At 65.6% G+C, this 26253-nt stretch carries 23 protein-coding genes; 9 read left to right on the top strand and 14 right to left on the bottom strand.

What is annotated here, in order from left to right; translation table 11 throughout:
- Positions 1–94 precede the first annotated feature (94 nt).
- From ABIB95_RS03955 to ABIB95_RS03945, 3 genes are all read left to right on the top strand, one after another.
- The gene (locus ABIB95_RS03955; RefSeq protein ID WP_354237971.1) at positions 95–598 is read left to right on the top strand and encodes a YaiI/YqxD family protein; all 504 of its coding nucleotides are present in this window, start codon (positions 95–97) and stop codon (positions 596–598) included.
- Between the two features lie 2 nt (positions 599–600).
- Complete coding sequence (locus ABIB95_RS03950) at positions 601–2412, top strand: ABC-F family ATP-binding cassette domain-containing protein (protein ID WP_166352565.1); 1812 nt, start codon at positions 601–603, stop codon at positions 2410–2412.
- A 108-nt stretch (positions 2413–2520) separates the two neighbouring features.
- Positions 2521–3600 carry a D-TA family PLP-dependent enzyme gene (locus ABIB95_RS03945; protein ID WP_354237970.1) on the top strand — a complete coding sequence of 360 codons (1080 nt, stop codon included), beginning with the start codon at positions 2521–2523 and terminating at the stop codon, positions 3598–3600.
- Here ABIB95_RS03945 and ABIB95_RS03940 read toward each other — a convergent pair.
- Positions 3597–4499, bottom strand: a complete 903-nt coding sequence (locus ABIB95_RS03940; RefSeq protein WP_354237969.1) for a LysR family transcriptional regulator — start codon at positions 4497–4499, stop codon at positions 3597–3599. The genes ABIB95_RS03945 and ABIB95_RS03940 overlap by 4 nt on opposite strands.
- Positions 4500–4592: 93 nt before the next feature.
- Between ABIB95_RS03940 and ABIB95_RS03935 the strand changes: the two genes are divergently transcribed.
- Entirely contained in the window at positions 4593–5810 is a 1218-nt protein-coding gene (locus ABIB95_RS03935) for an MFS transporter (protein WP_354237968.1), read from the top strand.
- Here the strand turns inward: ABIB95_RS03935 and ABIB95_RS03930 are convergent, their stop codons facing one another.
- The 8 genes from ABIB95_RS03930 to ABIB95_RS03895 form a co-directional block, all read right to left on the bottom strand.
- On the bottom strand, positions 5811–7031 hold the full coding sequence (locus ABIB95_RS03930) for a BaiN/RdsA family NAD(P)/FAD-dependent oxidoreductase (RefSeq protein WP_354238150.1): 1221 nt from the start codon (positions 7029–7031) through the stop codon (positions 5811–5813). It abuts the gene before it with no gap.
- Positions 7028–7945, bottom strand: coding sequence for an SDR family NAD(P)-dependent oxidoreductase (locus ABIB95_RS03925; protein WP_071914878.1), 918 nt, complete (start codon positions 7943–7945; stop codon positions 7028–7030). Before ABIB95_RS03925 ends, ABIB95_RS03930 begins: the two co-directional genes overlap by 4 nt.
- A 283-nt stretch (positions 7946–8228) precedes the next feature.
- Positions 8229–8708, bottom strand: a complete 480-nt coding sequence (locus tag ABIB95_RS03920; protein ID WP_354237967.1) for a MaoC family dehydratase — start codon at positions 8706–8708, stop codon at positions 8229–8231.
- Positions 8709–10424, bottom strand: coding sequence for an AMP-binding protein (locus ABIB95_RS03915; protein ID WP_354237966.1), 1716 nt, complete (start codon positions 10422–10424; stop codon positions 8709–8711).
- Positions 10424–11320 carry a 3-hydroxyisobutyrate dehydrogenase gene (gene mmsB, locus ABIB95_RS03910; RefSeq protein WP_354238149.1) on the bottom strand — a complete coding sequence of 299 codons (897 nt, stop codon included), beginning with the start codon at positions 11318–11320 and terminating at the stop codon, positions 10424–10426. The genes ABIB95_RS03915 and mmsB overlap by 1 nt, the downstream gene beginning before the upstream one ends.
- Positions 11321–11344: 24 nt before the next feature.
- Positions 11345–12412 (bottom strand): enoyl-CoA hydratase/isomerase family protein, encoded by a 1068-nt coding sequence (locus tag ABIB95_RS03905; RefSeq protein WP_354237965.1) that lies wholly within the window; start codon positions 12410–12412, stop codon positions 11345–11347.
- Entirely contained in the window at positions 12409–13554 is a 1146-nt protein-coding gene (locus ABIB95_RS03900; protein ID WP_354237964.1) for an isobutyryl-CoA dehydrogenase, read from the bottom strand. Before ABIB95_RS03900 ends, ABIB95_RS03905 begins: the two co-directional genes overlap by 4 nt.
- A gap of 23 nt (positions 13555–13577) precedes the next feature.
- Positions 13578–15074, bottom strand: a complete 1497-nt coding sequence (locus ABIB95_RS03895; protein ID WP_166352551.1) for a CoA-acylating methylmalonate-semialdehyde dehydrogenase — start codon at positions 15072–15074, stop codon at positions 13578–13580.
- 101 nt (positions 15075–15175) lie between these two features.
- Here ABIB95_RS03895 and ABIB95_RS03890 point away from each other — a divergent pair, with 101 nt between their 5' ends.
- Positions 15176–16084, top strand: coding sequence for a LysR family transcriptional regulator (locus ABIB95_RS03890; RefSeq protein WP_354237963.1), 909 nt, complete (start codon positions 15176–15178; stop codon positions 16082–16084).
- Positions 16085–16193: 109 nt separating this feature from the next.
- Here the strand turns inward: ABIB95_RS03890 and ABIB95_RS03885 are convergent, their stop codons facing one another.
- On the bottom strand, positions 16194–16814 hold the full coding sequence (locus tag ABIB95_RS03885) for a TetR/AcrR family transcriptional regulator (RefSeq protein ID WP_354237962.1): 621 nt from the start codon (positions 16812–16814) through the stop codon (positions 16194–16196).
- A 69-nt stretch (positions 16815–16883) separates the two neighbouring features.
- Positions 16884–17414 carry a PaaI family thioesterase gene (locus tag ABIB95_RS03880; RefSeq protein WP_354117508.1) on the bottom strand — a complete coding sequence of 177 codons (531 nt, stop codon included), beginning with the start codon at positions 17412–17414 and terminating at the stop codon, positions 16884–16886.
- A 153-nt stretch (positions 17415–17567) separates the two neighbouring features.
- On the opposite strand from ABIB95_RS03880, the gene ABIB95_RS03875 reads away from it, so the two are divergent.
- The 3 genes from ABIB95_RS03875 to ABIB95_RS03865 all read left to right on the top strand — a co-directional run bounded on the left by ABIB95_RS03875 (position 17568) and on the right by ABIB95_RS03865 (position 21233).
- Complete coding sequence (locus ABIB95_RS03875; RefSeq protein ID WP_354237961.1) at positions 17568–18338, top strand: enoyl-CoA hydratase; 771 nt, start codon at positions 17568–17570, stop codon at positions 18336–18338.
- A gap of 289 nt (positions 18339–18627) precedes the next feature.
- On the top strand, positions 18628–19824 hold the full coding sequence (locus tag ABIB95_RS03870; RefSeq protein ID WP_354237960.1) for an acetyl-CoA C-acyltransferase: 1197 nt from the start codon (positions 18628–18630) through the stop codon (positions 19822–19824).
- A 113-nt stretch (positions 19825–19937) separates the two neighbouring features.
- A complete protein-coding gene (locus tag ABIB95_RS03865) occupies positions 19938–21233 on the top strand; it encodes an MFS transporter (protein ID WP_354117505.1) in 1296 nt (431 codons plus the stop codon).
- Here ABIB95_RS03865 and ABIB95_RS03860 read toward each other — a convergent pair.
- From ABIB95_RS03860 to ABIB95_RS03850, 3 genes are all read right to left on the bottom strand, one after another.
- Positions 21230–22633 (bottom strand): carbohydrate porin, encoded by a 1404-nt coding sequence (locus tag ABIB95_RS03860; RefSeq protein WP_354237959.1) that lies wholly within the window; start codon positions 22631–22633, stop codon positions 21230–21232. The genes ABIB95_RS03865 and ABIB95_RS03860 overlap by 4 nt on opposite strands.
- A gap of 21 nt (positions 22634–22654) precedes the next feature.
- The gene (locus ABIB95_RS03855) at positions 22655–23671 is read right to left on the bottom strand and encodes a transporter (protein WP_028157684.1); all 1017 of its coding nucleotides are present in this window, start codon (positions 23669–23671) and stop codon (positions 22655–22657) included.
- 113 nt (positions 23672–23784) lie between these two features.
- A complete protein-coding gene (locus tag ABIB95_RS03850; RefSeq protein ID WP_028153388.1) occupies positions 23785–24567 on the bottom strand; it encodes an acetoacetate decarboxylase in 783 nt (260 codons plus the stop codon).
- Between the two features lie 220 nt (positions 24568–24787).
- Here ABIB95_RS03850 and ABIB95_RS03845 point away from each other — a divergent pair, with 220 nt between their 5' ends.
- Positions 24788–25963, top strand: coding sequence for a patatin-like phospholipase family protein (locus ABIB95_RS03845; RefSeq protein ID WP_071914898.1), 1176 nt, complete (start codon positions 24788–24790; stop codon positions 25961–25963).
- Positions 25964–26253: the final 290 nt, after the last annotated feature.

Genomic DNA, 26253 nt, shown 5'->3' with positions numbered 1-26253 from the left:
CTGAATTCTTGTTGTTTCAGGGTTGATCGTAGGCCCCCGGGAACACCGGTCAATCCCCTCGCCTTTGCGGCCCGAATGGGGTACCACGCGGCGAATGACTGATACCCCCACCCGCATCTATGTCGACGCCGACGCCTGCCCGGTGAAGGACGAGATCTACCGCGTCGCGCTCCGGCACGGAGTGCCCGTGAGCGTGGTTGCCGGCAACTTCATCCGCGTTCCGCAGGACGCGATGATCGAGCGGATCGCGGCCGGCGCCGGCATGGATGCCGCCGACGACTGGATCGCGGAGCGGGCCAAGCCGGGCGACGTCGTCGTGACATCAGACATTCCGCTGGCGAGCCGTTGCGTGAAAGCGGGCGCCGACGTGATCGCACCGAACGGCAAGCCGTTCACGGAAGAGTCGATCGGGATGACGCTGGCGGTGCGCAATCTGATGACGGATCTGCGCTCGGCCGGCGAGGTCACCGGCGGGCCGCGCTCGTTCGCGCCGCGCGACCGCTCCGCGTTCCTCTCCGCGCTCGACCAGACGCTGCGCCGGATCCAGCGCCGCCGTGCCGACCAGGCCGCGACGAGTCAGAATTTGAATCAAGGCTAGTCATGGCGCCGCCCCTGATCCAACTCAAAGACATCAAGCTCACCTTTGGCGGCACGCCGCTGCTGAGCGGCGTCGAGCTCAACGTCGCACCAAGCGAGCGCGTCTGCCTGATCGGCCGCAACGGCTCGGGCAAGTCGACGCTGCTGAAGATCGCGGCCGGCCTCGTCGAGCCCGACGGCGGCACGCGCTTCGTGCAGCCGGGCGCCACCGTTCGCTATTTGCCGCAGGAGCCGGATTTCGGCGACCACAAGACCACGCTCGCCTATGTCGAGGCGGGCCTTGCGCCCGGCGACGATCCGTACCAGGCGCGCTACCTCGTGGAGCAGCTCGGGCTTACCGGCAACGAGAACCCGGCCAACGTCTCTGGCGGCGAGGCCCGCCGTGCCGCGCTGGCACGCGTGCTGGCGCCCTCGCCCGACATATTGCTGCTGGACGAGCCGACCAATCATCTGGACCTCTCCACCATCGAATGGCTGGAAAAGGAGCTCGACAGCCGCCGCGGCGCGCTGGTGATCATCAGCCATGACCGCCGCTTCCTCACCAATCTCTCGCGCTCGACCGCATGGCTCGACCGCGGCAAGATCAAGCAGATCGATCGTGGCTTCGCCTCGTTCGAGAGCTGGCGCGACGAGGTGCTCGCCGAGGAAGAGCGCGACCAGCACAAGCTCGACCGCAAGATCGTCGACGAGGAGCACTGGCTGCGCCACGGCGTCTCCGGCCGCCGCAAGCGCAACGTCAAGCGGCTCGGCAATCTGCATGCACTGCGCGACCAGCGCCGCAACTATCGCGGCACGGCCGGCACCGCCAGTCTCGCTGCGTCCGAAGCGGAGCAATCCGGCAAGCTGGTGATCGAGGCCAAGGGCATCACCAAGGCCTTCGGCGACCGCGTGATTGTCGACAATTTTTCCACCCGCATCCAGCGCGGCGACCGGCTCGGCATCGTCGGACCGAACGGCGCCGGCAAGACCACGCTGGTCAACCTGCTGACCGGCGGCGCGGAGCCTGATTCCGGCATCGTGCGGCTCGGCGCCAATCTTGAGACGGCCACGCTCGACCAGCACCGCGAAAGCCTCGATCCCAAGTCGACGCTGGCCGAGGCGCTAACCGGCGGCCGTGGCGACCAGATCATGGTCGGCGGCAAACCGAAGCATGTGGTCGGCTACATGAAGGACTTCCTGTTCGCCCAGGAGCAGCGCGGCACGCCTGTCGAGGTGCTCTCGGGCGGTGAGCGCGGCCGGCTGATGCTGGCCCGCGCGCTGGCAAAACCCTCGAACCTGCTGGTGCTGGACGAGCCGACCAACGATCTCGACCTCGAGACGCTCGACGTGCTCGAGGACATGCTCGGCGACTACGAGGGCACGGTGATCCTGATCAGCCACGACCGCGACTTTCTCGACCGCGTCGTCACGTCCGTGATCGCCCCCGAAGGCAACGGCAAGTGGACCGAATATGCCGGCGGCTACAGCGACATGCTGGCGCAGCGCGGTGCCGATCTCAAGCGCGAGACGACGAAGGCGCAAGCCCCCGCGGAGAAGAAAGAGGAGCGGCTGGCTGCTCCGCCTGCCACGGCAAAACGTCGGTTGAGCTTCAACGAGAAGCACGCGCTGGAAACGCTACCGAAGAAGATCGAGACCCTGCACGCCGACATTGCCAAGCTGCAGCGCTTCCTCGATGATCCCAATCTCTACACCAAAGACCGCAAGAAATTCGACGACACCTCCGCCGCCATCGCCAAGGCGCACGACGAATTGTCCGCCGCCGAAGAGCGCTGGCTCGAACTGGAAATGCTCCGCGAAGAAATCGAGCAGGCGTAATTCGTAGGATGGGTAGAGCGCAGCGAAACCCATCGCACAACGGGATTAGGTATTGATGGGTTTCGCTTCGCTCTACCCATCCTACGGGTCCAGAAATAGAGAGATGACATGACCACTCCCCTCGCCGCCAAGATCGCCCGTGAATATGGCACTCCCTGCGCCGTCATCGACATGGACCGGGTCGAGCGCAACATCGCGCGGATCCAGAAGGCCTGCGACGATGCGGGTGTCGCCAACCGGCCGCACATCAAGACGCACAAGAACCCGACGATCGCGAAGCTGCAGGTCGCAGCGGGCGCCAAGGGCATCACCTGCCAGAAGCTCGGCGAGGCCGAGATCATGGCCAATGCCGGCATCGACGACATCCTGATCAGCTACAATCTGCTCGGCGAAGAGAAGATGGCGCGCCTCGGCGCGCTGCAGGCGAAGGCGAACATGACGGTCGCCGCCGACAATTCGACGGTCGTCGCCGGCCTGCCCAAGGCGGCCGCAGCCTCGGGGCGTCCGCTCTCGGTCGTGGTCGAATGCGACACGGGGCGCAAGCGCGCGGGCGTCGAGACCCCGGCTGAGGCGATTGCGCTGGCCCGCGAGATCGCCGGGTCCAAGGGGCTCGAATTCGCCGGCTTCATGCTGTACCCGACCGAGACCGGTTGGGCCGACGCGCAGAAATTCTACGACGAGGCGCTGGCCGGCGTGCGCGCGCACGGACTGGACGCCAAGATTGTCTCGACCGGCGGCACGCCGAACCTCAAGAATATCGGCAAGCTCAAGGGCGGCACCGAGCACCGCTTCGGCACCTACATCTACAATGACCGCATGCAGGTCGCCGCCGGCTCCGCCACCTGGGACGACTGCGCGCTGCACATCTATTCAACGGTGGTGAGCCGCGCCGCGCCCGAGCGCGGCATTCTAGACGCCGGCTCGAAGACGCTGACGACGGACACCGGCGGCCTCGACGGCCACGGCCTGATCCTGGAGCACCCCGAAGCAAAAATAGCGCGCTTCGCCGAGGAGCACGGCTTCCTCGACCTCTCACGCAGCAACACGCGCCCCAATGTCGGCGACGTCGTGCGGATCGTGCCGAACCACGTCTGCGTCGTCGTCAACATGATGGACGAGGTCGTGATGGTGCGCGGCGAGGAGATCATCGGCACGCTGCCGGTGGCGGCGCGCGGGAAGCTGCGCTAGGCGCGAATTAGAGCTTGCAGCTCCCGATCCAGGCCGTCGCGGAACAGGTTGATCGGGCGTGTCAGTCGCCCGGCCGGCGGGCGATGCACCAGCCATGCGCGCACGGCGGGATTGAACTCCCGCGCAGCGACCGGCTTGAGCTTGTCGCGAAATGCGCTGCGCTTCAGCCCGATCGGCGTGACCAAGCCGACGCCCAGACCGCGTGACACCAGCGACAGCCGAAGCTCGCTGTCCAGCGCCTCCACAGCGACGGTGAACGGTAAATGCTCTGCATCGAAGCGACGCTTGAGTGTGTCGCGAAATCCGCAACCGTCCTGGTTGATCACCCACGAGAGCTGCGACAGGCGCTCCAGGTCGACGGTGCGCGGAATCTTCATGTCGCGCGCGACGACGAACACCACCGGCTGCGACCCGAGATCGTCGGCGACGAGATCGGCAGGCGGCATTGCCCCGTCAGGTAGGCAGATCGCGGCGGCATCCAGCTCGTTGCGGCTGACCCGCTCGACTTGGTTGGGCGACCAGCCCGAGACAACGCGCACGCTCAGCGCCGGAAATTCGGCACGCACCGCGTCGAGCGGCGCGCTGAGTCCGGCCTCGGAGAGAAACGGCGTGAGGCCGAGCCTGAACTCGCCGCGCACAACGCCGTCATTGGCGACGCCTGACTTGAGGTCGTCCAGCATCCGAAGAACGCGCCGGCCCTGCTCATAGGCCTCACGACCTGCGGCCGTGGGCTTCAACGGTTTCGACAGGCGGTCCAACAACTGCGCGCCCAGCATCTCCTCGAGATTCTGGATGCGCCGGGTTACGCCAGGCTGCGTGAGATTGAGGCGCGTCGAGGCGGCAACGATTGATCCGGTCTCGACCACAGCGACGAAGGCGACGAGGTCATGGGTATTCATAACGAACTCGCATATTCTTTATAGGCTTAATTGAATTGTAGCATATTAGTCACCCCGTTTAAAGGGGACCCCGTACCCAGCCCGCGAGGTCCCATGACCATCTCCGAAACCACCAAGCTCGCATCCCCGAAGCAACTTGCCGAGCGATCCCTGATCTGGCTCGGCGCCATCACCACCGGCGTCGTCGTCACCAATTTGTTCGCACCGCAGATCCTCGTTGGACTGATCGGCCGGTCGCTGGCCATGACCGCCTGGCAGGCTGGCCTCGTCAGCACGCTAACGCTGCTCGGCTATGCGCTCGGCCTGTTGTTGCTGGTGCCGCTGGTCGATCTCATCGAGAACCGGCGCCTGATCCTGCGCACGCTCGGCTGCGCGATCTTCGCGGCGCTGGCAACGGCGCTCGCGCCGACGCCGTCGCTGCTATTGCTCGCCACGTTCATTCTCGGCGCCTCCTGCGCCGCGATCCAGATGATGGTTCCGCTCGTGGCTTCGATGGTGGCGCCCGAGCGTCGCGGCCAGGCCATTGGTGAAGTCATGAGCGGATTGATGATCGGCATCCTGCTGTCGCGGCCAGCAGCGAGCCTGATCGCAGATCTCTGGAGCTGGCGTGCCTATTATCTCGCCTCAGCCATCCTGATGACGTTCCTCGCAGGTGCGCTCGGCCGTTATCTGCCGACGCTGCGACCGGCAGCCCGCGTCGGCTACGGCGAATTGCTCCGCTCGTTCCCAAAGCTGCTGCGGGAAGAACCTGTGCTGCGCGTGCGGGCCTGGACCGCATCGCTGGTCATGGCCTCCTTCACCGCCTTCTGGTCGGCGGTCGCGCTGCGCCTGCCGGAGGCGCCATTCGGCCTCGACTCCAAGGGCATCGCGGCCTTCGCGCTGATCGGCGTCGCAGGCGCCGCGGCGACACCGCTCGCTGGCCGCTGGGGCGATAAGGGCTGGGCGCGCCCGCTGTTTCTTGTGGCGCATCTGCTCATCATCGGCTCGCTCGCGCTCTGCGCCGTGGCCGGTGCGATGGAGTCCCGCATGGCGGCACTGCTGGTAGTGAGCCTCGGCACGATCCTGCTCGACGTCGGCATCACCGCCGACCAGACGCTCGGCCGCCGCGCCGTCAATCTGCTGCACCCCGAGGCGCGCGGCCGCATCAACGGCCTGTTCGTTGCGCTGTTCTTCATCGGCGGCGGCGTCGGCTCCGCAGCGGCCTCGCTGGCCTGGAGTTTTGGCGGCTGGACCGCTGTCTGCGTGGTCGCGGCGAGCTTTGGTGTGCTAGGTCTTCTCACCGATCTTCTGACCAGGACCGGCACGTCGTGATCAGGACGACGCGAGCCATCGCAACACGCCCCTTCCGGCCGCCGCCCCCGTCGCAAACGACGCCTGCAACAGATAGCCGCCGGTCGGCGCCTCCCAGTCCAGCATCTCGCCGGCGGCGAAGAGGCCGGGCAGCTTGCGCAGCATCAGGCGTTCGTCGAGCTCGTCGAAGGTCACCCCGCCCGCCGTCGAGATGGCGCGCTCGATCGGGGAAACGCCGGTGAGCTGAACCGGAATGGCGTTGATCAGCTTCGCAAGCTGCACCGGCGAGAGCGACGCCAGCGGCCGGCCGGATGCGATGGCGGCCTCCTGCATCAGGCCGATGCCGACCGGCGACAGCTGCGCCGCCTTGCGCAGGAAGTTCGCCAGCGATTGCTTGCCGCGCGTGACCGACAGGCGCGTGGTCAGCGCATCAGCCTCGAGGTCGGGCCGCAATGCGATCGTCAGCGTCGCCTGCCCAAGACCCAGCACCGCCTCGCGCAGCTCGGCCGACAACGCGTAGATGGCGCCACCTTCGATGCCGCTGCGCGTGATCATGGCTTCGCCGCGGACCGTATGCGCCCCGATGGTCAGCGCCACGCCCTTGAGCGGCTGGCCCTCAAAGCGGTCGCGGAACACGTCGGACCATGCGACGGTGAAGCCGGAATTAGCCGGCCGCAGCTTCGAGATCGCAACGCCTTTGGACGCAAGGATATCGGCCCAGCCGCCGTCGGAGCCCAGCCGCGGCCAGCTTGCGCCGCCGAGCGCGAGGACTGTGGCCTTGGCCGCGATGGCCTGCACGCCGTCGGCCGTTTGAAACCGAAGCCGTCCTTGGTCGTCCCAGCCGGTCCAGCGATGACGAAACGCGAAACGCACACCGGCGGCGTCGAGGCGTCGCAGCCAGGCGCGCAGCAAGGGCGAGGCCTTGAACGCCTTTGGAAACACGCGCCCGCTGCTGCCGACGAAAGTCGGCTCGCCCAGCGCCGCGCTCCAGGCGCGGAGCCCATCGGGCGAAAACGCCGCGATCGCCGCTTGCAGCATCGGCGCTGCCTCGCGGTAGCGCGCCATGAACTCCGGCAGCGGCTCGCTGTGGGTGAGATTGAGCCCGCCGCGGCCAGCCATCAGGAATTTGCGGCCCGCGGACGGCATGGCATCGTAGACAGTGACGCGGGCGCCGCCCTGCGCCAGCACCTCCGCCGCCATCAACCCGGCGGGACCGGCACCGATGACGGCGACGTCAGTCAGAGCTTGATCCCCGCCCGTGCCGCGGCCTGCGCCACATACTTCTGCGTCTGCTCGAACGCGCCCTGCAGCGCCTTGGCCTTCGACATGTCGCTGATCTCGGCGAAATGCGCGGCGACCGCATCCGGCGTCCATTCGGATTCCGGCAGGTTGATGCCTTCGCTCTCCACAATCTTGATCACGGCGAAGGAGCCGGCACCGGCGCCCATGATGGTGCGGGTCGGTGCGTCCTCGCTCAGCATGTATTCGACAGCGGGCGTGATCGCGTTCGGCTTCATCAGTTGCAGCGCCTGCGGCGGCAGCAGCTCTTCCGTCATGCGGGTCGCCGCGGTCGGCGAGATGATGTTGACGCGGATGTCGGTCTTGCGGCCTTCCTCGGCCAGCACGTTCATCAGGCCGACCATGCCGGACTTGGCCGCGCCGTAATTGGCCTGGCCGAAATTGCCGTAGAGGCCGGAGGACGACGTCGTCAGCACGATGCGGCCGTAATTGCGGTCGCGCATGCCGGCCCAGGCCGCCTTGCAGCAATAGAAGGTGCCGACGAGATGCACGTCGAGCACCTTCTGGAAATCGGCGGCCTCCATCTTGCCGAACGACTTGTCGCGAAGGATGCCGGCATTGGCGCACATCAGGTCGACGCTGCCCCACTCCTTGGTGGCGCGCTCCACCATGGCGGTGACCTGTTCGAAATTGGAGACGTCGGCGCCGTCGGCCATCGCGGTGCCGCCGGCTTTGCGGATCTCCTCGACGACGGCTTCGGCCGGCGACAGCGAGCCGCCGCTGCCGTCACGCGCGCCGCCGAAATCGTTGACGACGACTTTTGCGCCGCGGCTAGCCAGCCCCAGCGCATGCGCGCGTCCGAGGCCATTACCCGCGCCGGTGACGATGGCGACACGTCCGTCGAACCTGATTGCCATGAGTGTGCTTCCTTTCTTCCTTCTCCCCTTGTGGGAGAAGGTGGCATAGGCGGCCTACGGCCGCCGTCCTAGAATTACGCCGGCGCGTAGCGTCGGCTACGGCGCCGGATGAGGGGTATCTCTCGGCAGCCGAGCTCGTGGAGAGATACCCCTCACCCGGCTTCGCGTTCCGCGAAGCCACCCTCTCCCACAGGGGGAGAGGGTAAGAGCGCTCCGCACGAGATTTGGTCAGCTTTTGAGCAGCGATGGGTTGCCGGGTCAAGCCCGGCAACGACGCATCGGGTCAGGCGAAATAGATCAACCCGAGCCAGTCGGCGACCAGCGCCGGCTTGTCCTCGCCCTCGATCTCCACCGTGACGTTGGTGCGGGACTGCAACTCGTTGGGCTTGCGCAGCTTGGCTTCCGCCAGCACGAAACGGCCGCGAACGCGCTTGCCCGAGCGCACCGGCGAGATGAAGCGCAGCTTGTCGAAGCCGTAATTGACGCCCATCGTGGTGCCGGCGATCACCGGCATCACCTCATAGGACATGATCGACAGCAGCGACATCGTCAGGAAGCCGTGAGCGATGGTGGTGCCGAAGGCGGTCTCATTCTTCGCGCGCTCCGGATCGACATGGATGAACTGGTGATCCTCGATCACGTCGGCATAGGTGTCGATGCGGGGCTGATCGACCAGATGCCACGACGACACGCCGATCTCCTTGCCGACCATGGCCTGATAGGCTTCGAGGGAAATCGGCGGCTTCTTCCAGACTTCGTTCACTTAGGTCTCACTCCGTGTTTTCGGCAGCTCCGGAAAATCCTCTTCCCGGAATTCGCGACCGCGCAGCGGATCGTTGCGGTCGTCGTCGCGCTCCAGCCGTCTGAGCTGCACGCGGCGGATCTTGCCCGAGATCGTCTTCGGCAGCTCGGTGACGATTTCAAGGCGGCGGATGCGCTTGAACGGTGCAAGGCGCGTATGCAGATGCCTGAAGATCGAGAGCGCGGTCTCGGGCGAGCGCTCCGCACCTGATGTCAGCAGCACAAAGGCCTTTGGGATCGCGAGCCGGATCGGGTCCGGGCTCGGCACCACCGCAGCTTCTGCGACGAGCTCATGCTCGAGCAGCACGCTCTCGAGCTCGAACGGGCTGATGCGATAATCGGAGGATTTGAACACGTCGTCGGAACGGCCAACGAAGGTGAGATAGCCATCCTCGTCCGCGAACACGACGTCACCGCTGCGGTAGAGCGCGCCTTCCGCGCCCGAGAGCTTGCCATCGTCGCCCTGATAGCCCTGCATTAGGCCGGCCGGACGGTCAGCACCCAGCACCAGGGCCACCTCGCCTTCCTTCGCCGGATGTCCGTCGGCGTCGCTGACCTGCACGCGATAGCCCGGCAGCGGCCGGCCCATCGAGCCGACCTTGATCTTTTGCCCCGGCGAGTTGCCGGCCAGCGCGGTGGTCTCGGTCTGGCCGTAGCCGTCGCGGATGGTGAGGCCCCAGGCGGCCTGCACCTGGTCGATCACTTCAGGGTTGAGCGGCTCGCCGGCGCCGCAGACCTCGCGCAAGCTCACCTTGAACGCCGCAAGGTTCTCCTGGATGAACAGCCGCCACACCGTCGGCGGCGCGCACAGCGTGGTGACGCCGCAGCGGCCGATGGTGGCAAGCAGACCATTGGCATCGAAGCGCGGCTGGTTGACCACGAACACGGTCGCGCCGGCATTCCACGGCGCGAAGAAGCAGCTCCAGGCGTGCTTGGCCCAGCCGGGCGATGAGATATTGAGGTGGACGTCGCCGGGCTTCAGCCCGATCCAATACATGGTCGAGAGATGGCCGACGGGATAACTGCGCTGGCTGTGCAGCACCAGCTTTGGTTTCGCCGTGGTGCCCGAGGTGAAATAGAGCAGCATCGGGTCGTCGGCATTGGTCGGACCGTCAGCCGTAAAGCTCTCCGAAGCCTTCGCTGCCTCGTCATAGGCAAGCCAGCCATCGGAGGCCGCGCCGACGACGATGCGGACGATATTCTCAGCACCGAGGCTTGCGAATTTCGCGACCTGGTCTTGCGCCGCGACCACCGCCTTCGCCTTGCCGCGATCGAGCCGGTCGCGCAGCTCGTCCGCGGTGAGCAGCGTGGTGGCGGGAATCACGACGACGCCGAGCTTCATCGCCGCCAGCATCGTCTCCCACAGTGGAACGACATTGCCGAGCAGCAGTAGAAGGTGATCGCCGCGCTTCAGACCCTGCGCGCGCAGGAAGTTGGCGACCTGGTTGGAGCGCTGCGAGAGCGCCGCGAAAGACAGCTTGGTTTGCTTGTCCTGTGCGGCATCGACGATCCAGAGCGCGGGCCGGTCCTTGGCGTCCGCATCCTTCGCGAGCTCGTCGAACCAGTCGAGCGCCCAATTGAAGGGAACCGGATCGGGCCAGCGGAAGTCTTTGACCGCTGTCTCGTAATCCGTGCGGTGTTTTAGCAGAAACGCGCGCGCGTCCTGAAATGTCGTCATTAGGCTTTCCCGGCTAGCCCCCTAACGTGCTTGATAATTCCGGAAAAATCCACCCCGCCCTGCCCGGCGGCATCGAAGGACTGATAGATCTCCTGCGCATGCTTGCCGAGCGGCGTGGCCGCTCCCGCGGCCTTGGCGGCGTCCTGCGCCAGCGTCAGATCCTTCACCATCAGCGCCGAGGCAAAGCCCGGCTTGTAATCGTTGTTGGCGGGCGAGGTCGGCACCGGGCCCGGCACCGGGCAATAGGTCGTCAGCGACCAGCATTGGCCCGACGAGGTCGAGGCGACGTCGAACAGCGCCTGATGCGAGAGGCCGAGCTTCTCACCGAGCGCAAAGGCCTCGCTGACCGCGATCATGGAAATGCCGAGGATCATGTTGTTGCAGATCTTGGCCGCCTGCCCGGCGCCGGCGCCGCCGCAATGCACGATCTTCTTGCCCATCTTCTCCAGCACCGGCTTTGCCACCGCAAACGCGCCCTCCTCGCCGCCGCACATGAAGGTGAGCGTCGCGCCCTTGGCACCACCCGTGCCGCCGGATACCGGCGCGTCGACCGAGAGCACGCCGTGCTTGGCCGCCAGCGCATGCGCCTGACGCGCGCTCTCGACGTCGATGGTGGAACTGTCGATGATCAGCGCGCCCTTGGCCATGGCCGGAACGACCTCGCTCCAGACGCCGAGCACGTGTTTGCCGGCCGGCAGCATGGTGACGACGACATCGGCGCCCTTCACCGCACCCGACGCACTCTCGGCGATGGCGGCGCCGTCGGCCTTGGCCTGGTTGCGCGAGGCTTCGACGAGATCGAACGCCGTCACCTTGTGGCCGGCCTTGACCAGATTGGCCGCCATCGGGCCGCCCATGTTGCCGAGACCGATGAATGCGATCGTGGCCATATCGATATCCTCCGCTAGACGTTTCGTTGATTAGTTGAACTTCAGTTCGTCGGCGCCGATCTCGGCGAAATACGGCGCAATCATCGCCGGCGTCACGTCCTCGATGCGCGGCGGCGACCAGGTCGGATTGCGGTCCTTGTCGATCACGGCCGCGCGCACGCCTTCGCGGAAATCGTCGCTGCGGAAGACCTCCAGCGCAGCGCGATATTCGCGCACCAGGCACTCTTCCAGGCTCGATGCGGTGCGCGCGAGCCGCAGCAGCTTCAACGTCACCACCATGCCGCGCGGCGATTTCTCGTTGAGTGTCTTCAGCGTCGCCAGCGCGAACTCGGAGCCATCGCGCCTGAGCGCAGCGACGATGTCCTCCATGCGGTCGAAGCCGAACAGCGCGTCGATAACAGGCTCTTTCGCGGCGACCGGCCCCGCGGTCTCACCGGTCGCAAAACCGTTGATGAGCTTGCTCACGTCGGCCGCAGTCGCCCCGGAACGAGTCCTTGTCAGAGCCTCGCGCAGTTCCGGCAATTTCACCGCCGGCACCACGGCATCGGCGAACCTCGCGTGGATCGCATCGGGCCCGTTCATGGTCTGGCCGGTCAGGCCGAAATACGTGCCGATCTCCCCCGGCGAGCGCGACAACAGAAAGGTGCCGCCGACATCCGGGAAGAAGCCGAGCCCGACCTCGGGCATCGCGAGCCTGGTGCGGTCGGTGACGACGCGGTGGCTGGCATGGGCGGAGAGCCCGACGCCGCCGCCCATCACGATGCCGTCCATGAACGCGACATACGGTTTCGGAAACTTCTTGATCCGGGCGTTGAGGATGTATTCCTCGCGCCACAGGATCTTGCCGAGGTCACCGTTGACCTTCGAGCTTTCCCAGAGCGTGCGGATGTCGCCGCCGGCGCAGAGGCCGCGCTCGCCGGCCCCCTCGAGCAGGATCACGGCGACGGCCGGATCGGCCTCGAAGCGGTCGAGCGTCTTTTCGATGTCGCGAAACATCTCCAGTGTCACGGCATTGATCGCCTTGGGGCGGTTGAGCCGGATCACGCCGGCCGCGCCCTCGACACGGGCGACCAGATCGCCCTCCTCCACTGAACTCATCGCGCGCCCTCGATCAATTTGCGCGCCACGATGAGCCGCATGATTTCATTGGTGCCTTCGAGGATCTGGTGCACGCGCAGATCGCGCACGATCTTCTCGATGCCGTATTCGCTGAGATAGCCGTAGCCGCCATGGAGCTGGAGCGCCTGGTTGGCGACCTCGAAGCCGACATCGGTGCCGAAGCGCTTTGCCATCGCGCAGAGCATGGTGGCATCGGGGTCCTTGCGGTCGAGCGCGGCCGCTGCGCGCCACAGGAAGGTGCGCGCGGCCTCGAGCTCGATCGCCATGTCGGCGAGCCGGAATTGCAATGCCTGGAATTCGTCGAGACGTTTTCCAAAAGCCTTGCGCTCCTTCATGTAGGTGCGCGCCTTGTCGAGCGCGGTCTGCGCGCCGCCGAGCGAGCATGCGGTGATGTTGAGGCGGCCACCGTCAAGGCCGGCCATCGCGATCTTGAAGCCGATGCCCTCCTCGCCCAGCCGGTTCGCGACCGGCACGCGCGCGTTCTCGAACATCACGGCGCGGGTCGGCTGCGCATTCCAGCCCATCTTGCGCTCGTTGGCGCCGTAGCAGACGCCGGGCGTGTTGCCGTCGACCACGAGGGTCGAGACGCCGCCGGCGCCGTCACCGCCAGTTCGGACCATGGCGACAAGGAGATCCGTGCCGCCGGCGCCGGAGATGAACTGCTTCTGGCCGTTGAGGACGTAATGGTCGCCGTCGCGCACGGCACGGGTGCGCAGCGCTGCCGCATCGGAGCCGGCGCCCGGCTCGGTCAGGCAGTAGCTCGCAATCAGCTCCATCGAGCAGAGTTTTGGCAGCCATTTGTGGCGCTGGGTGTCGCTGCCGAAGGCATCGATCATCCAGGACGCCATGTTGTGGATGGAGATGAAGGCCGAGGTGGTCGGACAGCCCGTCGCCAGCGCCTCGAAGATCAGCGCCGCGTCGAACCGCGTCATGGCGGAACCACCGACATCCTCGCGGATGTAGATGCCGCCCATGCCGAGGGTCGCCGCCTCGCGCATCACGTCGACGGGGAAATGCTTTTCCTCGTCCCAGCGCAACGCGTGCGGCGCGATCTTCTCGGCCGCAAACGCCAACGCCATGTCGCGAACCGCGACCTGATCCTCGTTCAGAGCGAACTGCATCCCCGGCCTCGCTCTTGAGAGGGTTACTTCATCAGCGGGATCGAGAACTCCGCACCTTCCTTGACGCCGGACGGCCAGCGCGAAGTCACCGTCTTGGTCTTGGTGTAGAAGCGCACCGAGTCCGGGCCGTGCTGGTTGAGATCGCCGAAGCCCGACTTCTTCCAGCCGCCGAAAGTGTAATAGGCGATCGGCACCGGGATCGGCACGTTGACGCCGACCATGCCGACATTGACCTTGGCCGCGAAGTCGCGCGCGGCATCGCCGTCGCGGGTGAAAATGGCGACGCCGTTTCCGTAGTCATGATCCGACGGCAGCGCCAGCGCTTCCTTGTAGTCGTGCGCGCGCACGACCGAGAGCACGGGCCCAAAGATCTCTTCCTTGTAGATCCGCATGTCCTTGGTGACGTTGTCGAACAGCGAACCGCCGAGATAGAAGCCCTTCTCGTAGCCCTGCATCTTGAAGCCGCGGCCGTCGACGGCAAGCGTCGCGCCTTCCTTGATGCCGATGTCGATGTAGCTCTTGACCTTCTCGACCGCCTCGCGCGTGACCAGCGGACCGTAGTCCGCCGACGGATCGATCGAGGTACCGATCTTGAGCGACTCGACGCGCGGGATCAGCTTTTCCATCAGCCGGTCGGCGGTGGACTTGCCGACGGGAACGGCGACCGACACGGCCATGCAGCGCTCGCCGGCCGAGCCGTAGCCCGCGCCGATCAGCGCGTCGACCGCCTGGTCCATGTCCGCGTCAGGCATGATGATGGCGTGGTTCTTGGCGCCGCCAAAGCACTGGCAGCGCTTGCCGGTCTGGGCTGCGCGCTCGTAGATGTATTGCGCGATCGGCGTGGAGCCGACGAAGCCGATGGCCTTGACGTCGGGATCGTCCAGGATGGCGTCGACCGCTTCCTTGTCGCCGTTGACGACGTTGAGGATGCCTGCCGGCAGGCCCGCCTCGATCATGAGTTCGGCGAGCATCATCGGCACGCCGGGGTCGCGCTCGGACGGCTTCAGGATGAAGGCGTTGCCGCAGGCGATGGCCGGGGCGAACTTCCACATCGGGATCATCGCAGGGAAATTGAACGGCGTGATGCCGGCGACGACGCCGAGCGGCTGGCGCATGGAATAGATGTCGATGCCGGGGCCGGCGCCTTCGGTGTATTCGCCCTTCATCAGATGCGGGATGCCGCAGGCGAACTCGGCGACTTCGAGACCACGCTGAATGTCGCCCTTGGCGTCCGGCACGGTCTTGCCGTGCTCGCGCGCGAGCAGCTCGGCGAGCTTGTCGTAGTCGCGCTGCACCAACTCGACGAACTTCATCATGACGCGGGCCCGGCGCTGCGGGTTGGTCGCGGCCCATTCCGGCTGCGCGGCGCGGGCGTTCTCCACGGCAGCGCGGACCTCGGCCTTGGACGCCAGCGCCACCTTGGCCTGGACGTCACCGGTCATCGGCTCGAAAACGTCTGCCGTCCGGCCCGAGGTGCCCTTGACCTCCTTGCCACCGATGAAATGTCCGATTGAACGCATGGAATGATCTCCTGAGGTCGAGCGTGAACGCTTTGACAAATCCTATCGACCTGCATTTTATAGGATTCAAGTCTGAGATAATGCACCATAGATGTGCGAAAATGCTGGATCAAGGTAGCATCGACTGGGACGACTTCCGCTTCGTGCTGGCCATCGTGCGGGGCGGCTCGGTTTCGGCTGCGGCTAAACAGCTCGGGGTCGACCACGCCACCGTGATCCGCCGCGTCGACCGGCTGGAGAGACACCTCTCGGCAAAGCTATTTGACCGGCGCAAGACCGGCTATCTCCTCACCGAGGCCGGCCAGCGGGTCGCCGACAGCGCGGAAACCATGGAATCGACCATCGTCGCCAACCAGGAGCAGGTCGGCGGCTCGGTGGCGCGGCTGACCGGCACGGTGCGGATCGGCGCGCCCGACGGGTTCGGCACCGCCTTCCTGGCGCCGCGGCTGGCGCCGTTCGCCGACCGCTATCCCGACCTCGATCTGCAACTTGTGGCCACCGCGCGGCTGTTCAGTCTCTCCAAGCGCGAGGCCGATATCGCGATCAGCCTGACCATGCCGAAGGAAGGCCGCATCGTCGGCCGCAAGCTCCTGGACTACCGCCTCGGGCTTTATGCGGCGCCGGCCTATCTCGACCGCTTCCCGAAGATCACCTCGCGGCAGGATCTGCCGCAGCATCGCTTCGTCGGCTACATCGAGGAGCTGCTGTTCACCCCCGAGCTCGACTACCTCCCGCAAGTATCGCCGCGGATTTCGGCGCGCTTCCGCAGCGCCAATCTGATCGCACAGCTCAATTCGACGCTCGCGGGCTTCGGCATCGCCGTGCTGCCACACTTCATGGCGAGTGATTATCCGCAGCTGGTGGCGGTGCTGCCGGAGGAGATATCGATCACGCGGACGTTCTGGATGCTGATGCACGCAGACAGCAAGGACCTCGCGCGGATCCGCGCGGTGGCCGATTACATCGGCGAGATCGTGGAGCGCGAGCGGGCGTTGTTCGCGGGGCGGTAAGGACGGTCTCGTAGGGTGGGCAAAGCGAAAGCGTGCCCACCATGTCTCTTGCAGGCGTGGAGAGATGGTGGGCACGGCGCTAGAGCGCCTTTGCCCACCCTACCGCATCTCAGTTCTGCTTCGCCTTCTTCGCCGCAGCCATCTTCGGCTCGCGCTTCGCGCCATCGAGCGCGCTGTCCTTGCCCGCCTTCAGCACCTCGTCCGACAGTTCGCTGGATCCTGCAATGCGCGCCAGCAGCATGGTGCCGGCCATCGTGGCCAGCGTCGCGATCGCCTGCTTGCGCGCGGCCTTGCGCGGCAGGTTGGGGACGAAATCGGTCATCATCTCGACCATCTCGTCGAGCTTTCCGGCAAAGGCCTTTCGCGTCTTCGGGCTCTCGCGGGCGATCTCGGCGCCGAGCGCGGGAATAGAGCAGCCGTGGCCGGGATTGTCCCGATGCAGCGCCGAAAGATAGGTCTCGACGATCTGGGTCAGTTGCTTTTCGGGCGCAACCTGATGGGACTGCTTGCGCCAGTGCTCCATCGAGCGGTCCATGGCGTAGGCAAAGGCCTCGATCACCAGCGCCTCGCGCGAGTCGAAATGCGCGTAGAAGCCACCATGGGTCAGGCCCGCCTCCTTCATGAGGTCGGCGACGCCGATGCCGTGAGCGCCTTTTTCGCGCAGCCGCACGGAGGCCTTCTTCACGATTCGGTCGTGGGTTTCCTGCTTGTGTTCCCGGGAATAGCGCATGCGGGTCTCATTGAATGTCGGAGATCATCTCATAACACAGAAATGGACCAGGCGGTGCATTAATTCATGTTAAGTTGTCGCGCCGATCATGGAAAAGGTTGCAGTTGCATGGACTGCGAGCGCACCCTTGCCGTCGCGCACGAAACCTTCCGTGTAGCTGGTCTGGCGTCCCAGCTTGATGATCTTGCCTTCGGCCGAGATCAGCCCGGAACGGACCGACAGCGGGCGCAGGAACGTCATTTTCAGGTCGAGGGTCACGGACGATTGCCCGGGCTCCAGCCGCGTCGAGATGGCGCAGCCCATGGCGGTATCAATCAGCGCCGCGGCGGTCGCGCCGTGCAGGAGGCCGATGGTATTTTCGAGATCCTCGCGTGGCTCAAGTTCCATCACGATCCGGCCCGGCTCGACCACGGCCATAGTGAAACCGATCAATTTTGCGAAGGGCGGCGGCGGCAACCGGCCGTCGCGGATTCCCAGCATCGCGTCCATGCCTGAAAGCCCCATCGCTACTTTTGCAACCGGCGCAGGCACCTGCCAGTCCACCACGCGCTCACGCCGCTGGGCGGGCGAAAACAGGTCGAGTTGATCGTTACAGGTCATGGCGGCCTCTTTGTATGATGTATGTCATACTATGTCACGAACTTCGCCATGGCAACTCCGCCCCTCACCCGCTTGACAAGCAGAGCGTTTCGGCACCGAAGTGATCCCGACCCGCGCGCCTCGCGCATGTCCACGAAACTCCGAGATGCTCCGATGGAAATGCTCAACAATCACTGCGGCGTGACGCGCGATGCGCGCGGCGTCGTCCATGTCGCGATCTGCAACGCCGGCCCGCTCAACATTCTGGGCTCGCCCGTCACCGATGCCGTGCGCGAAGGCCTGCAGACCCTTGCGACTGACCGCAGCATCCGCGTCGTGGTGCTGCGCGGCCAGAGCGAGAAGAGCATGATCGGCGGCGCCGACATCAAGGAGATGGCCAAGCTCGACCAGAAGTCAGCCGAAGCCTTCATCAGCCGCCTGCGCGATCTCTGCGAAGCCGTGCGCCAATTCCCGGCCCCCGTCATCGCGCGGATGCCGGGCTGGTGCCTCGGCGGCGGCCTCGAAGTCGCCGCCGCCTGCGATTTCCGGGTCGCCGCGCATGATGCGCATTTCGGCATGCCGGAGGTCCGCGTCGGCATCCCCTCGGTGATCCACGCCGCCCTGCTTCCGCGCCTGATCGGCTGGGCCCGCGCCCGCTGGCTGGTGATGACCGCGGAGAACATCGACGCGCCGACGGCGCTGGCCTGGGGGCTGATCGACAAGGTCGCGCCGGAGGGCGGATTGGATGCCGAGGTCGAACACGTCGTGAAGGCGCTGCTCGAATGCGGCCCCGAGGCGCTGCGGTCGCAAAAGGCGCTGCTGCGGCAATGGGAGGAATTACCGCTGACGGAGTCGGTAAATCTCAGCGTCAAGGTGTTCGGCGAGTCATTCCTGACGGACGAGCCGACGCGGCTGATGCAGGCTTTCGTGAACAGGAAGAGGTAATCCAAAAACAGTGTCATGCCCCGCGAAGGCGGGGCATCCAGTACGCCGCGGCCCCTCGATTCATCACAGCTGTCTCGGAGTACTGGATCGCCCGCCTTCGCGGGCGATGACAGTGTTTGGTGTGGCGGCTACCGCCCCCCTAGCCGCAGCCCAAGCCGCCCCCCTCCTCCAATCGAACGACCAAATCTCATCCGACCCACGACAATTTCTCATGCCGGTCGCGGTTGCATTTTTTGCGCCGCATCATATGATAACCATAATCTTTTCCGTCATCGCTGGGAGTTTCATCATGGCCGAAGCCACCGATCCCGTCGTCATCGTCTCCGCCGCCCGCACCCCGCTCGGCCGCTTCATGGGCGAGCTGTCGCCGCTGGCGGCACACAAGCTCGGATCGCATGTGATCAACGCCGCGCTGGAGCGCGCCAAGCTTGCGCCCGAGAAGGTGGATGAAGTTTTCATGGGCTGTGTGCTGCCGGCCGGACAAGGCCAGGCGCCGGCTCGCCAGGCGGCGCGCGCAGCCGGCCTGCCCGACGCCACGGGCGCGACCACGGTCAACAAGGTCTGCGGCTCCGGCATGAAGGCGACCATGCTGGCGCACGACATCATCCGCGCCGGCTCGGCCGAGATCGTCGTTTCCGGCGGCATGGAGAGCATGAGCAACGCGCCCTATCTGCTCGCCAAGGCGCGCGGCGGCTACCGCGCCGGGCACGACCGCATCATCGACCACATGATGATGGACGGGCTGGAGGATGCCTATGAGACCGGCCGCTCCATGGGCGATTTCGGCGAGGCCACCGCGGAGGCGTATCAGTTCACCCGCAAGGACCAGGATGCCTACGCGATGGAGACGCTGAGCCGCGCGCGCAAGGCGGTCGAGGGCGGCGCGTTCAAGGCCGAGATCGCGCCGATCACGCTCACCGAGAAAGCGGGCCCGCGCATCGTCGCCAATGACGAACATCCGCTGAAGGTCGATCCTGCGAAAATCCCCGGATTGAGGCCGGCGTTCCGCGCCAACGGCACCATCACGCCGGCCGCCTCCTCCGCCAATGCCGACGGCGCCGCCGCGCTGGTGCTGACGAAGCGCTCGCTGGCTGATCGCAACGGCCTGCCGGCAATTGCCGAGATCAAGGGTCACGCCACCCACAGCCAGGAGCCGCAATGGTTCACGACGGCGCCGATCCCGGCGATCCGCAAGCTCCTCGACAAGATCGGCTGGAGCGCCGGCGACGTCGATCTGTTCGAGATCAACGAGGCCTTCGCCGTGGTGGCGATGGCGGCGCAGCGCGACCTCGGCATCCCGCGCGAGAAGCTGAACATCAACGGCGGCGCCTGCGCGCTCGGCCATCCCATCGGCGCCACCGGTGCGCGGCTGATCGTGACGCTGCTGCACGCGCTCGAGGCGCAAAACCTCAAGCGCGGCGTTGCGGCACTCTGCATTGGCGGCGGTGAAGCCACGGCCATCGCCGTGGAGCGTCTGACGCACTGACCTAGACACGTCCGAAAATGAGGGAACTCTGTCATTTTCGACAGACACGTTCCGTGCCATTCTGCAAGCTCGTGCAGGTGTCTCAAAGCCTGCCCATCAAACATTGAGGCCCAATGATCTCGAACTGGCTCGCGGCGACACTCAGCCGCCGCAACATCCACTACGGCTGGGTGATGGTCGGCGTGACCTTCCTCACCGCGCTGATCAGCGCCGGCACGGTCGGTGCGCCCGGCGTCTTCATCGTCCCGCTTCAGCACGAGTTCGGCTGGAGCACGGCGCAGATTTCCTCCGCGCTGTCGATCCGCTTCATCCTGTTCGGGCTGATGGCGCCGTTCGCGGCCGCCCTGCTCAACCGCTACGGCCTGCGTAACGTCACGCTGACCGCCCAGCTCATCGTGGTCTCGGCGCTGGTCCTTTCGCTCGGCATGACTGAAGTCTGGCAGCTCGTGTTGCTGTGGGGCGTCGTGATCGGCATCGGCACCGGCATGACCGCGCTGGTGCTGGGCGCCACCATAGCGACGCGCTGGTTCGCCGCGCGGCGCGGCCTCGTCGTCGGCATCATGACCGCGAGCGTCGCCACCGGCCAGCTCGTATTCCTGCCGCTGCTCGCAAGCCTGACCGAACGTTACGGCTGGCGGCTCGCGCTCGGCTTCGTCTGCATCGCGCTCGGCGTCTCCGCCGTGGCGGTTCTCCTCGCGATGCGCGACCGGCCGAGCGATGTGGGCCTGCGCCCGTTCGGCGACGAAGGCACCGAGCCCCTGCCGGCCCCGCCGGTCAGCCATGGCTCGATCACGGGCGTGGCGCTCGGCACGCTGCGCGACGCCTCGAAGTCGCGCGCGTTCTGGATCCTGTTTGCGACCTTCTTCGTCTGCGGCGCGTCGACCAACGGCCTCGTCCAGGTACACCTGATCCCGATGTGCCTCGATTTCGGCATCCCACAGGTGCAGGCGGCAGGCCTGCTCGCCGCGATGGGCATCTTCGACTTCTTCGGCACTATCATGTCGGGCTGGCTGTCGGACCGCTACGACAACCGCTACCTCCTGTTCTGGTACTACGGCCTGCGCGGACTCTCGCTGATCTTCCTGCCCTTCAGCGACTTCTCGTTCTACGGGCTATCGATCTTCGCGATGTTCTACGGGCTCGACTGGATCGCCACGGTGCCGCCGACGGTGCGGCTCACCGCGCAGAAGTTCGGGCCCGAGCGCGCCAATCTGGTGTTCGGCTGGATCTTCGCCGGCCATCAGCTCGGCGCAGGCACCGCGGCGTTCGGCGCCGGTTTCTCGCGGACGGTCTATGAGAGCTACCTGCCCGCGTTCTTCATCGCCGGCGCGCTCTGCGTGTTCGCCTCGCTGATCGTGCTGGCGCTATCGCGGCAACCCAAGGCCGAGCCGAAGCCGGCGATGGCCTAGTACCTGATCGTGGTGGTGACGCCGAACACTGCGGCGTCACCGATCCGCGAAACGCCGGTCGGATCATTCGGATTGGGGATGCCGCCGGAGGGGCGGAACACGTATTGGAAGTAAGGCGCGATCAGCCAGCCCGGCTTGATATGCGCCTCATAGATCATCTCGATCAGCGTCTCGTTGCTGCGCACCGGACTCTGGATGCCGGTGAAGGCCTGCGTATCGAGATCAAGATTGCGCGCGGTGTTCGAAATCCGCATATAGGCCATCGCCACGCCAAAGCGATCGAGCGGACGGCCTGGCGTGAAGCCGACGAAGCCGATGCCGCCGTCCACGTAAAGGTCGATCAGATTGCGGTCCGGCGGGCTGTAGGCAATGCGGCCGAACGCGGTGACGCCCGGGATCGAGGCGGACGTGGTGTTGTCCTTCACCTCCGGCGGGCGATAGAGCACCTGCTCGATGACGGCGAAGACACCGTAATTGCCACGAAGTCTTGCAGGCACACCGCTTCCGCCGGGATCGGCGATCGACAACCCCTCCGCCGTAAAACGCTGGCTGTCGAACGAGCCGTAATGCTTCCAGGCGCCCGGCGTGAAATTGCCGGCGAGCGGCCGGCCGCCGATATCGATGTCGTAGTTGAAGCGGACCTGCCCGATCACCCACGGCGGATCGTTGGCGCGGAACGCCAGGCCATGATGGTCGCGCAGCTGCGGATCCTGATCGCCCGGACCTGACGGATCGCCGTTGAACACCGCACCGAACGCAGTGATGTTCTCGGTCAACGCCGCCTTGATGCGGATGCCGGGCACAGCGATCGGCGGTGCCGGGCCGCCGGCCGGAAGATTGCTCGCCTTGATCGCGGGCCAACCGAAGGTGCCGTTGATGAAGAGGTCGTCGGTCTGGCTGTCGAAGAACTCGACGTCGGCGGCCTGCTGGCCCGCCCTGATGTTCAGGCGGTCGCCAAAGAAGCTCTGCTCGAAATAGGCGTTGTAGAGCCGCTGGTCCGGCAGTGCCTCGATCTCGCTGATGGTGGCGAGGTTCATCACATAGTTGCGGCTCAGCCCCTGGCCGTAGATCACGAACGCATTGGCGTAGAAGCGGCCGCCGGTCCAGCCAACGAGCTTGTCGAGATCGGCATCAACCGAGAGATCGAGGCGCCCGAAATGAATGGCCCCGCGCTTCACGCCGCCGGAGACGTTGGCGATGTTGTCGGCGATGTAGGTGGCGCCGAAATTCAGGCCCTTGTTGGCGAGCCCGTCATGCCATTCGTTGAACCATTTTGGCGCCAGCCATGCTGCCGCGCTTTCGTCCTTGGCGCCGGCGAGCGCGCCGGTGCTCGCCACCGTTGAGGCCAGCACTATCGCGGCCGCATTTCGCAGCGGAAATCTGTAGGACGTCCCGATCACGGCTGATACCGGCTGCGTACGCTACCTGAAGATACCCGTGCGCCGCATGAACAGATAGGCCGCCCCCACCGACGAGGCCATCAGAAGCGCCGCCCAGAGAAATCCGCTCTCGACATCGGTGAGCGGCAGGCCCTTGGTGTTCATGCCGAAGATGCCGGTGATCAGGGTCGGCGGCAGCAGCAGCGAGGTCACGATGGAGAGCGTGTGGAGGTGGTGGTTGCTCTCCTCCTCGTTCTTGAAGCGCAGCTCCTCCTCGAGCAGGCGGCTGCGTTCGCGGAGCTCGACGATGTCGTGATCGAGCCCGTCCAGCCGCTGCGCCAGCTTGCCGGCGTGAATGCGCAAGGCCGGCGCGAGATGATCGGTGTTCTTCTGATCGAGCCGGTGGAACAGCACGCGCAGGCCGGTGAGCTGGCGATGCAACCTGACGCAGGTCCGGCGCAGCCGGCCGAGATTGCGGCGCATCTCCGGCTTGGCGTCGTCGGCCAAAATCCGTTCCTCGATGTCGTCGATCTCCTGGCCGAGCTTGTCCGCCATCCGGTCCAGTGTGTCGGCGACCTCGTCAACGATCTTTTCCAGGAGATGGGCGACGTTGTCGACGCGGTAGCCGCCTTCGAGCACGCGGCGCGTCGCATCGGCCGAGCATAGCGCCTGATGCCGGCCGCTGACGAGAAGATGCTCGGTCATGGCGAAACGCAGGAACGCGGTCTCTTCCGTCGCGCTGTCGATGTCGCGCACGAGATCGGAGAAGACGCCGTAGACGCAATGGTCGATGACGTGAAGCTGCTGGAAAGTGTCGTTGGACAGCAGGAGGTCGCGCGCGAGCGGCGGCAGCTGTGACGCCGCGATCCAGGGCCGTGCGCGCGCATCGGTCAGGTTGAAATGCAGCCAGAGCCGGCCGTCATGGCTGAACTCGATCGGCTGGTCGATCGGCAGCGCCTCGGCACTGCCGTCGCCGTGCAGCCGGAACGCCCAGACCAGTCCGGGAATGGCGGGCACGGAATCCGATATCGCGCTGACAAGCTTCGCCGGCTCAGCCATGGCCAACCCCAACCGTCAACAAATGCCCCGCTTCCGGAAGATGGCTGACGGCATCTTCCGGACCTCTCACGGGTACTCAATTACGGCTTTGTTACAGTTTGATGATGGCCGCCCTACTCCGCGGCCAGCCCCGTCGCGGCCACCGCCTCGGCCTCCTTGACGTAGTCGTGCACGACGCGGCCGAACGGCAGCGTAAGATCGGCGATGTAGTGGTGCGCGCCCAGGCAGCGGCGAACCGGGAAATCCGCGACCGGCGCGTTGACATGCGGCACCAGATGCAGCCGGCCGGGCCCCATCCAGGAGCCCTTCGGCACGATGTCGATGAGGTTGATCGCGACGAGCTGACAGACTTCGAGACGGCCGTCGACGCCCGGGATCATCTTCAGATTGATCTGCGTCTTCGACAGCGTCGCACGGGTGCGATCGCCGTTGCCGGCCATGCTCTCGTGCTTGTAGCCCATCGTGCCCATGGCGACGAGCTGGCCGGCATATTCCAGCGTGCCCGTCAGCGTGTCCTTGACGATCTCGAGCTTGGGATGGGCGTATTTCTTGGGAAAGCCCCAGATCTCGCGGCCCGCCGCGATCGGCGGATCATCATCCAGATACATCTGCGAGACGAAATTGACCTCCTCGCCGTTGAGGCGCGCCGGAATGACGAGGCCGGATTCGGTGTAGCTGCCGAAGCCGGAGGAGTCCGGCATCTTGATCCATTCGTAATGCACGATCGGCTGGTCGATCGGCTCCAGCGGCTCAGGCAGGCCGGCGCGGATCAGCTCCGGATCGGTCTCGTAGGTGATGACGAGGAATTCGCGGTTGACGAAGCGATAGGGCCCGGCCGGATAGCTCGGCCCCGCCGCCGGCATGGACGGAAGTCTCAGCACGTCTTCCCTGCGCATCCTGATCTCCTGTGTGTGATGCCCGCCCGGCGGCGTCAGGCCTGGACCGCAAATTGCTAGCCGCGGTCATTGACTACGATGTGAAGGATTTCCGTCAGGCGCACGACCTCCCGCCATTCCCGCTGCGGTCGGCCTGCATGCGGACGATGCATCGGCGCTGAAATTGTCATCACGCCGTCACTGCCGGACGCAATCGTTTGGTCCACGCTAGGAGGCACCCATGGACGCCCGCACGTCGCAACCGGCTCATCAGACGCATCAGCCTCCCGCACGGGGCTGGCGCCCCGAACGCTGCGACCGCGTCGCGCTGGTGCTGCAAGGTGGCGGCGCGCTCGGCGCCTACCAGGCCGGCGTCTACCAGGCGCTGCACGAGGCCGGCATCGAGCCCGACTGGGTCTGCGGTGTCTCGATCGGTGCAATCAATTCCGCCATCATCGCCGGCAACAAGCCGGAGAAGCGGCTGGAAGCGCTGCGCATCTTCTGGGAGCGCATCACCAATCGCAAGATCTGGCATTACACGCCCGACGGCGACATCTTCCGACAGTGGCGCAATCTCACCAGTGCGTGGATGACCTCGGCGATGGGCCAGCCCGGCTTCTTCACTCCGCACCAGGTCAATCCCTGGTTCAGCCCGGTCGGCGCGCGCACCGCCACCAGCTATTACGACACGATGCCGCTGAAGGAGAGCCTGCTGGAGCTCGTCGACTTCGACCTCATCAACGAGAAGAAGGTCCGTTTCGCGGTCGGCGCGGTCAACGTGCTCTCGGGCAACTTCATCTATTTCGACAATTCCCATGACGAGATCGAGCCGGAGCACATCATGGCCTCCGGCGCCCTGCCCCCGGCGCTGCCGATGGTGCGGATCGGCACCGATCATTTCTGGGACGGCGGCATCGTCTCCAACACGCCGCTCCAGCATCTGCTCGACCAGGAGGACGCCCTCAACTCGCTGGTGTTCCAGGTCGACCTGTTCAGCGCACGGGGCGTGCTGCCGCGCTCGATCCAGGACGTGATGGCCCGCCACAAGGACATCATGTATTCCTCGCGCACGCGCCACAACACCGACGTCTACCGCCGCACCCACAACCTCAAGGTTCTGCTCTACAAGGCGCTGGCGAAAATCCCGGACGAGCAACTCTCCGACGAGGATCGTAGCCTCAAGACGAGCCTGCGCAACATGCCCGAGATCGCGATCCTGCACCTGATCTACCAGCAGAAGGCCTATGAGGGCGACGCCAAGGACCACGAATTCTCGGGCACCTCGATGCGCGAGCACTGGACAAGCGGCTACGAGGACACCAAGCGCACGCTGAAGCGCCGCGACTGGATCAAGATGCCGGACGAAGGCATGGGCCTCGTGGTGCACGACGTGCACCGGGAGACGGAGAGCGCGTAAAGCACCCCGCGCGGGCTGCTCCAAACAAAAACTGCGAAAACAACCCCATGCACAGTAGCCGGCGCGTGGCGGATCAATGACTTACGTTTTACCGAAGTAAACTTGACTCGTCGGGCAAAACAGGAGCATGATGTCATCATTGCAAAATCGCACGATGCATCCGCTCCAGGCCGATCGCGCCACATGGTCAGACTACGCTGCATCCCCTAAATTGCGCGCGGAATGACGTTGGGAGGCTGGCTTGCGCGCCATCAGCGAAGCCGCTTACTTCTTCGGCAGCGACAGATTAT

The organism is Bradyrhizobium sp. LA2.1, from assembly GCF_040547725.1.
Classification (GTDB): domain Bacteria; phylum Pseudomonadota; class Alphaproteobacteria; order Rhizobiales; family Xanthobacteraceae; genus Bradyrhizobium; species Bradyrhizobium barranii.
The sequence above is the reverse complement of the archived record's forward strand: the minus strand, read 5'-3'. Positions and strand labels throughout refer to the sequence as shown.

Bases quoted from the DNA above. Each gene is read 5' to 3' on its own strand.
- ABIB95_RS03890 (WP_354237963.1), top strand. From the start codon at position 15,176: ATGCTGGATCAAGGTAGCATCGACTGGGACGACTTCCGCTTCGTGCTG.
- ABIB95_RS03905 (WP_354237965.1), bottom strand. From the start codon at position 12,412: ATGAGTTCAGTGGAGGAGGGCGATCTGGTCGCCCGTGTCGAGGGCGCG.
- ABIB95_RS03870 (WP_354237960.1), top strand. From the start codon at position 18,628: ATGGCCGAAGCCACCGATCCCGTCGTCATCGTCTCCGCCGCCCGCACC.
- ABIB95_RS03845 (WP_071914898.1), top strand. From the start codon at position 24,788: ATGGACGCCCGCACGTCGCAACCGGCTCATCAGACGCATCAGCCTCCC.
- ABIB95_RS03880 (WP_354117508.1), bottom strand. From the start codon at position 17,414: ATGACCTGTAACGATCAACTCGACCTGTTTTCGCCCGCCCAGCGGCGT.
- ABIB95_RS03895 (WP_166352551.1), bottom strand. From the start codon at position 15,074: ATGCGTTCAATCGGACATTTCATCGGTGGCAAGGAGGTCAAGGGCACC.
- ABIB95_RS03915 (WP_354237966.1), bottom strand. From the start codon at position 10,424: ATGACGACATTTCAGGACGCGCGCGCGTTTCTGCTAAAACACCGCACG.
- ABIB95_RS03875 (WP_354237961.1), top strand. From the start codon at position 17,568: ATGGAAATGCTCAACAATCACTGCGGCGTGACGCGCGATGCGCGCGGC.
- ABIB95_RS03900 (WP_354237964.1), bottom strand. From the start codon at position 13,554: ATGCAGTTCGCTCTGAACGAGGATCAGGTCGCGGTTCGCGACATGGCG.
- ABIB95_RS03885 (WP_354237962.1), bottom strand. From the start codon at position 16,814: ATGCGCTATTCCCGGGAACACAAGCAGGAAACCCACGACCGAATCGTG.
- ABIB95_RS03935 (WP_354237968.1), top strand. From the start codon at position 4,593: ATGACCATCTCCGAAACCACCAAGCTCGCATCCCCGAAGCAACTTGCC.
- ABIB95_RS03940 (WP_354237969.1), bottom strand. From the start codon at position 4,499: ATGAATACCCATGACCTCGTCGCCTTCGTCGCTGTGGTCGAGACCGGA.
- ABIB95_RS03945 (WP_354237970.1), top strand. From the start codon at position 2,521: ATGACCACTCCCCTCGCCGCCAAGATCGCCCGTGAATATGGCACTCCC.
- ABIB95_RS03950 (WP_166352565.1), top strand. From the start codon at position 601: ATGGCGCCGCCCCTGATCCAACTCAAAGACATCAAGCTCACCTTTGGC.
- ABIB95_RS03955 (WP_354237971.1), top strand. From the start codon at position 95: ATGACTGATACCCCCACCCGCATCTATGTCGACGCCGACGCCTGCCCG.
- ABIB95_RS03850 (WP_028153388.1), bottom strand. From the start codon at position 24,567: ATGCGCAGGGAAGACGTGCTGAGACTTCCGTCCATGCCGGCGGCGGGG.
- ABIB95_RS03855 (WP_028157684.1), bottom strand. From the start codon at position 23,671: ATGGCTGAGCCGGCGAAGCTTGTCAGCGCGATATCGGATTCCGTGCCC.
- ABIB95_RS03925 (WP_071914878.1), bottom strand. From the start codon at position 7,945: ATGGCAATCAGGTTCGACGGACGTGTCGCCATCGTCACCGGCGCGGGT.
- ABIB95_RS03865 (WP_354117505.1), top strand. From the start codon at position 19,938: ATGATCTCGAACTGGCTCGCGGCGACACTCAGCCGCCGCAACATCCAC.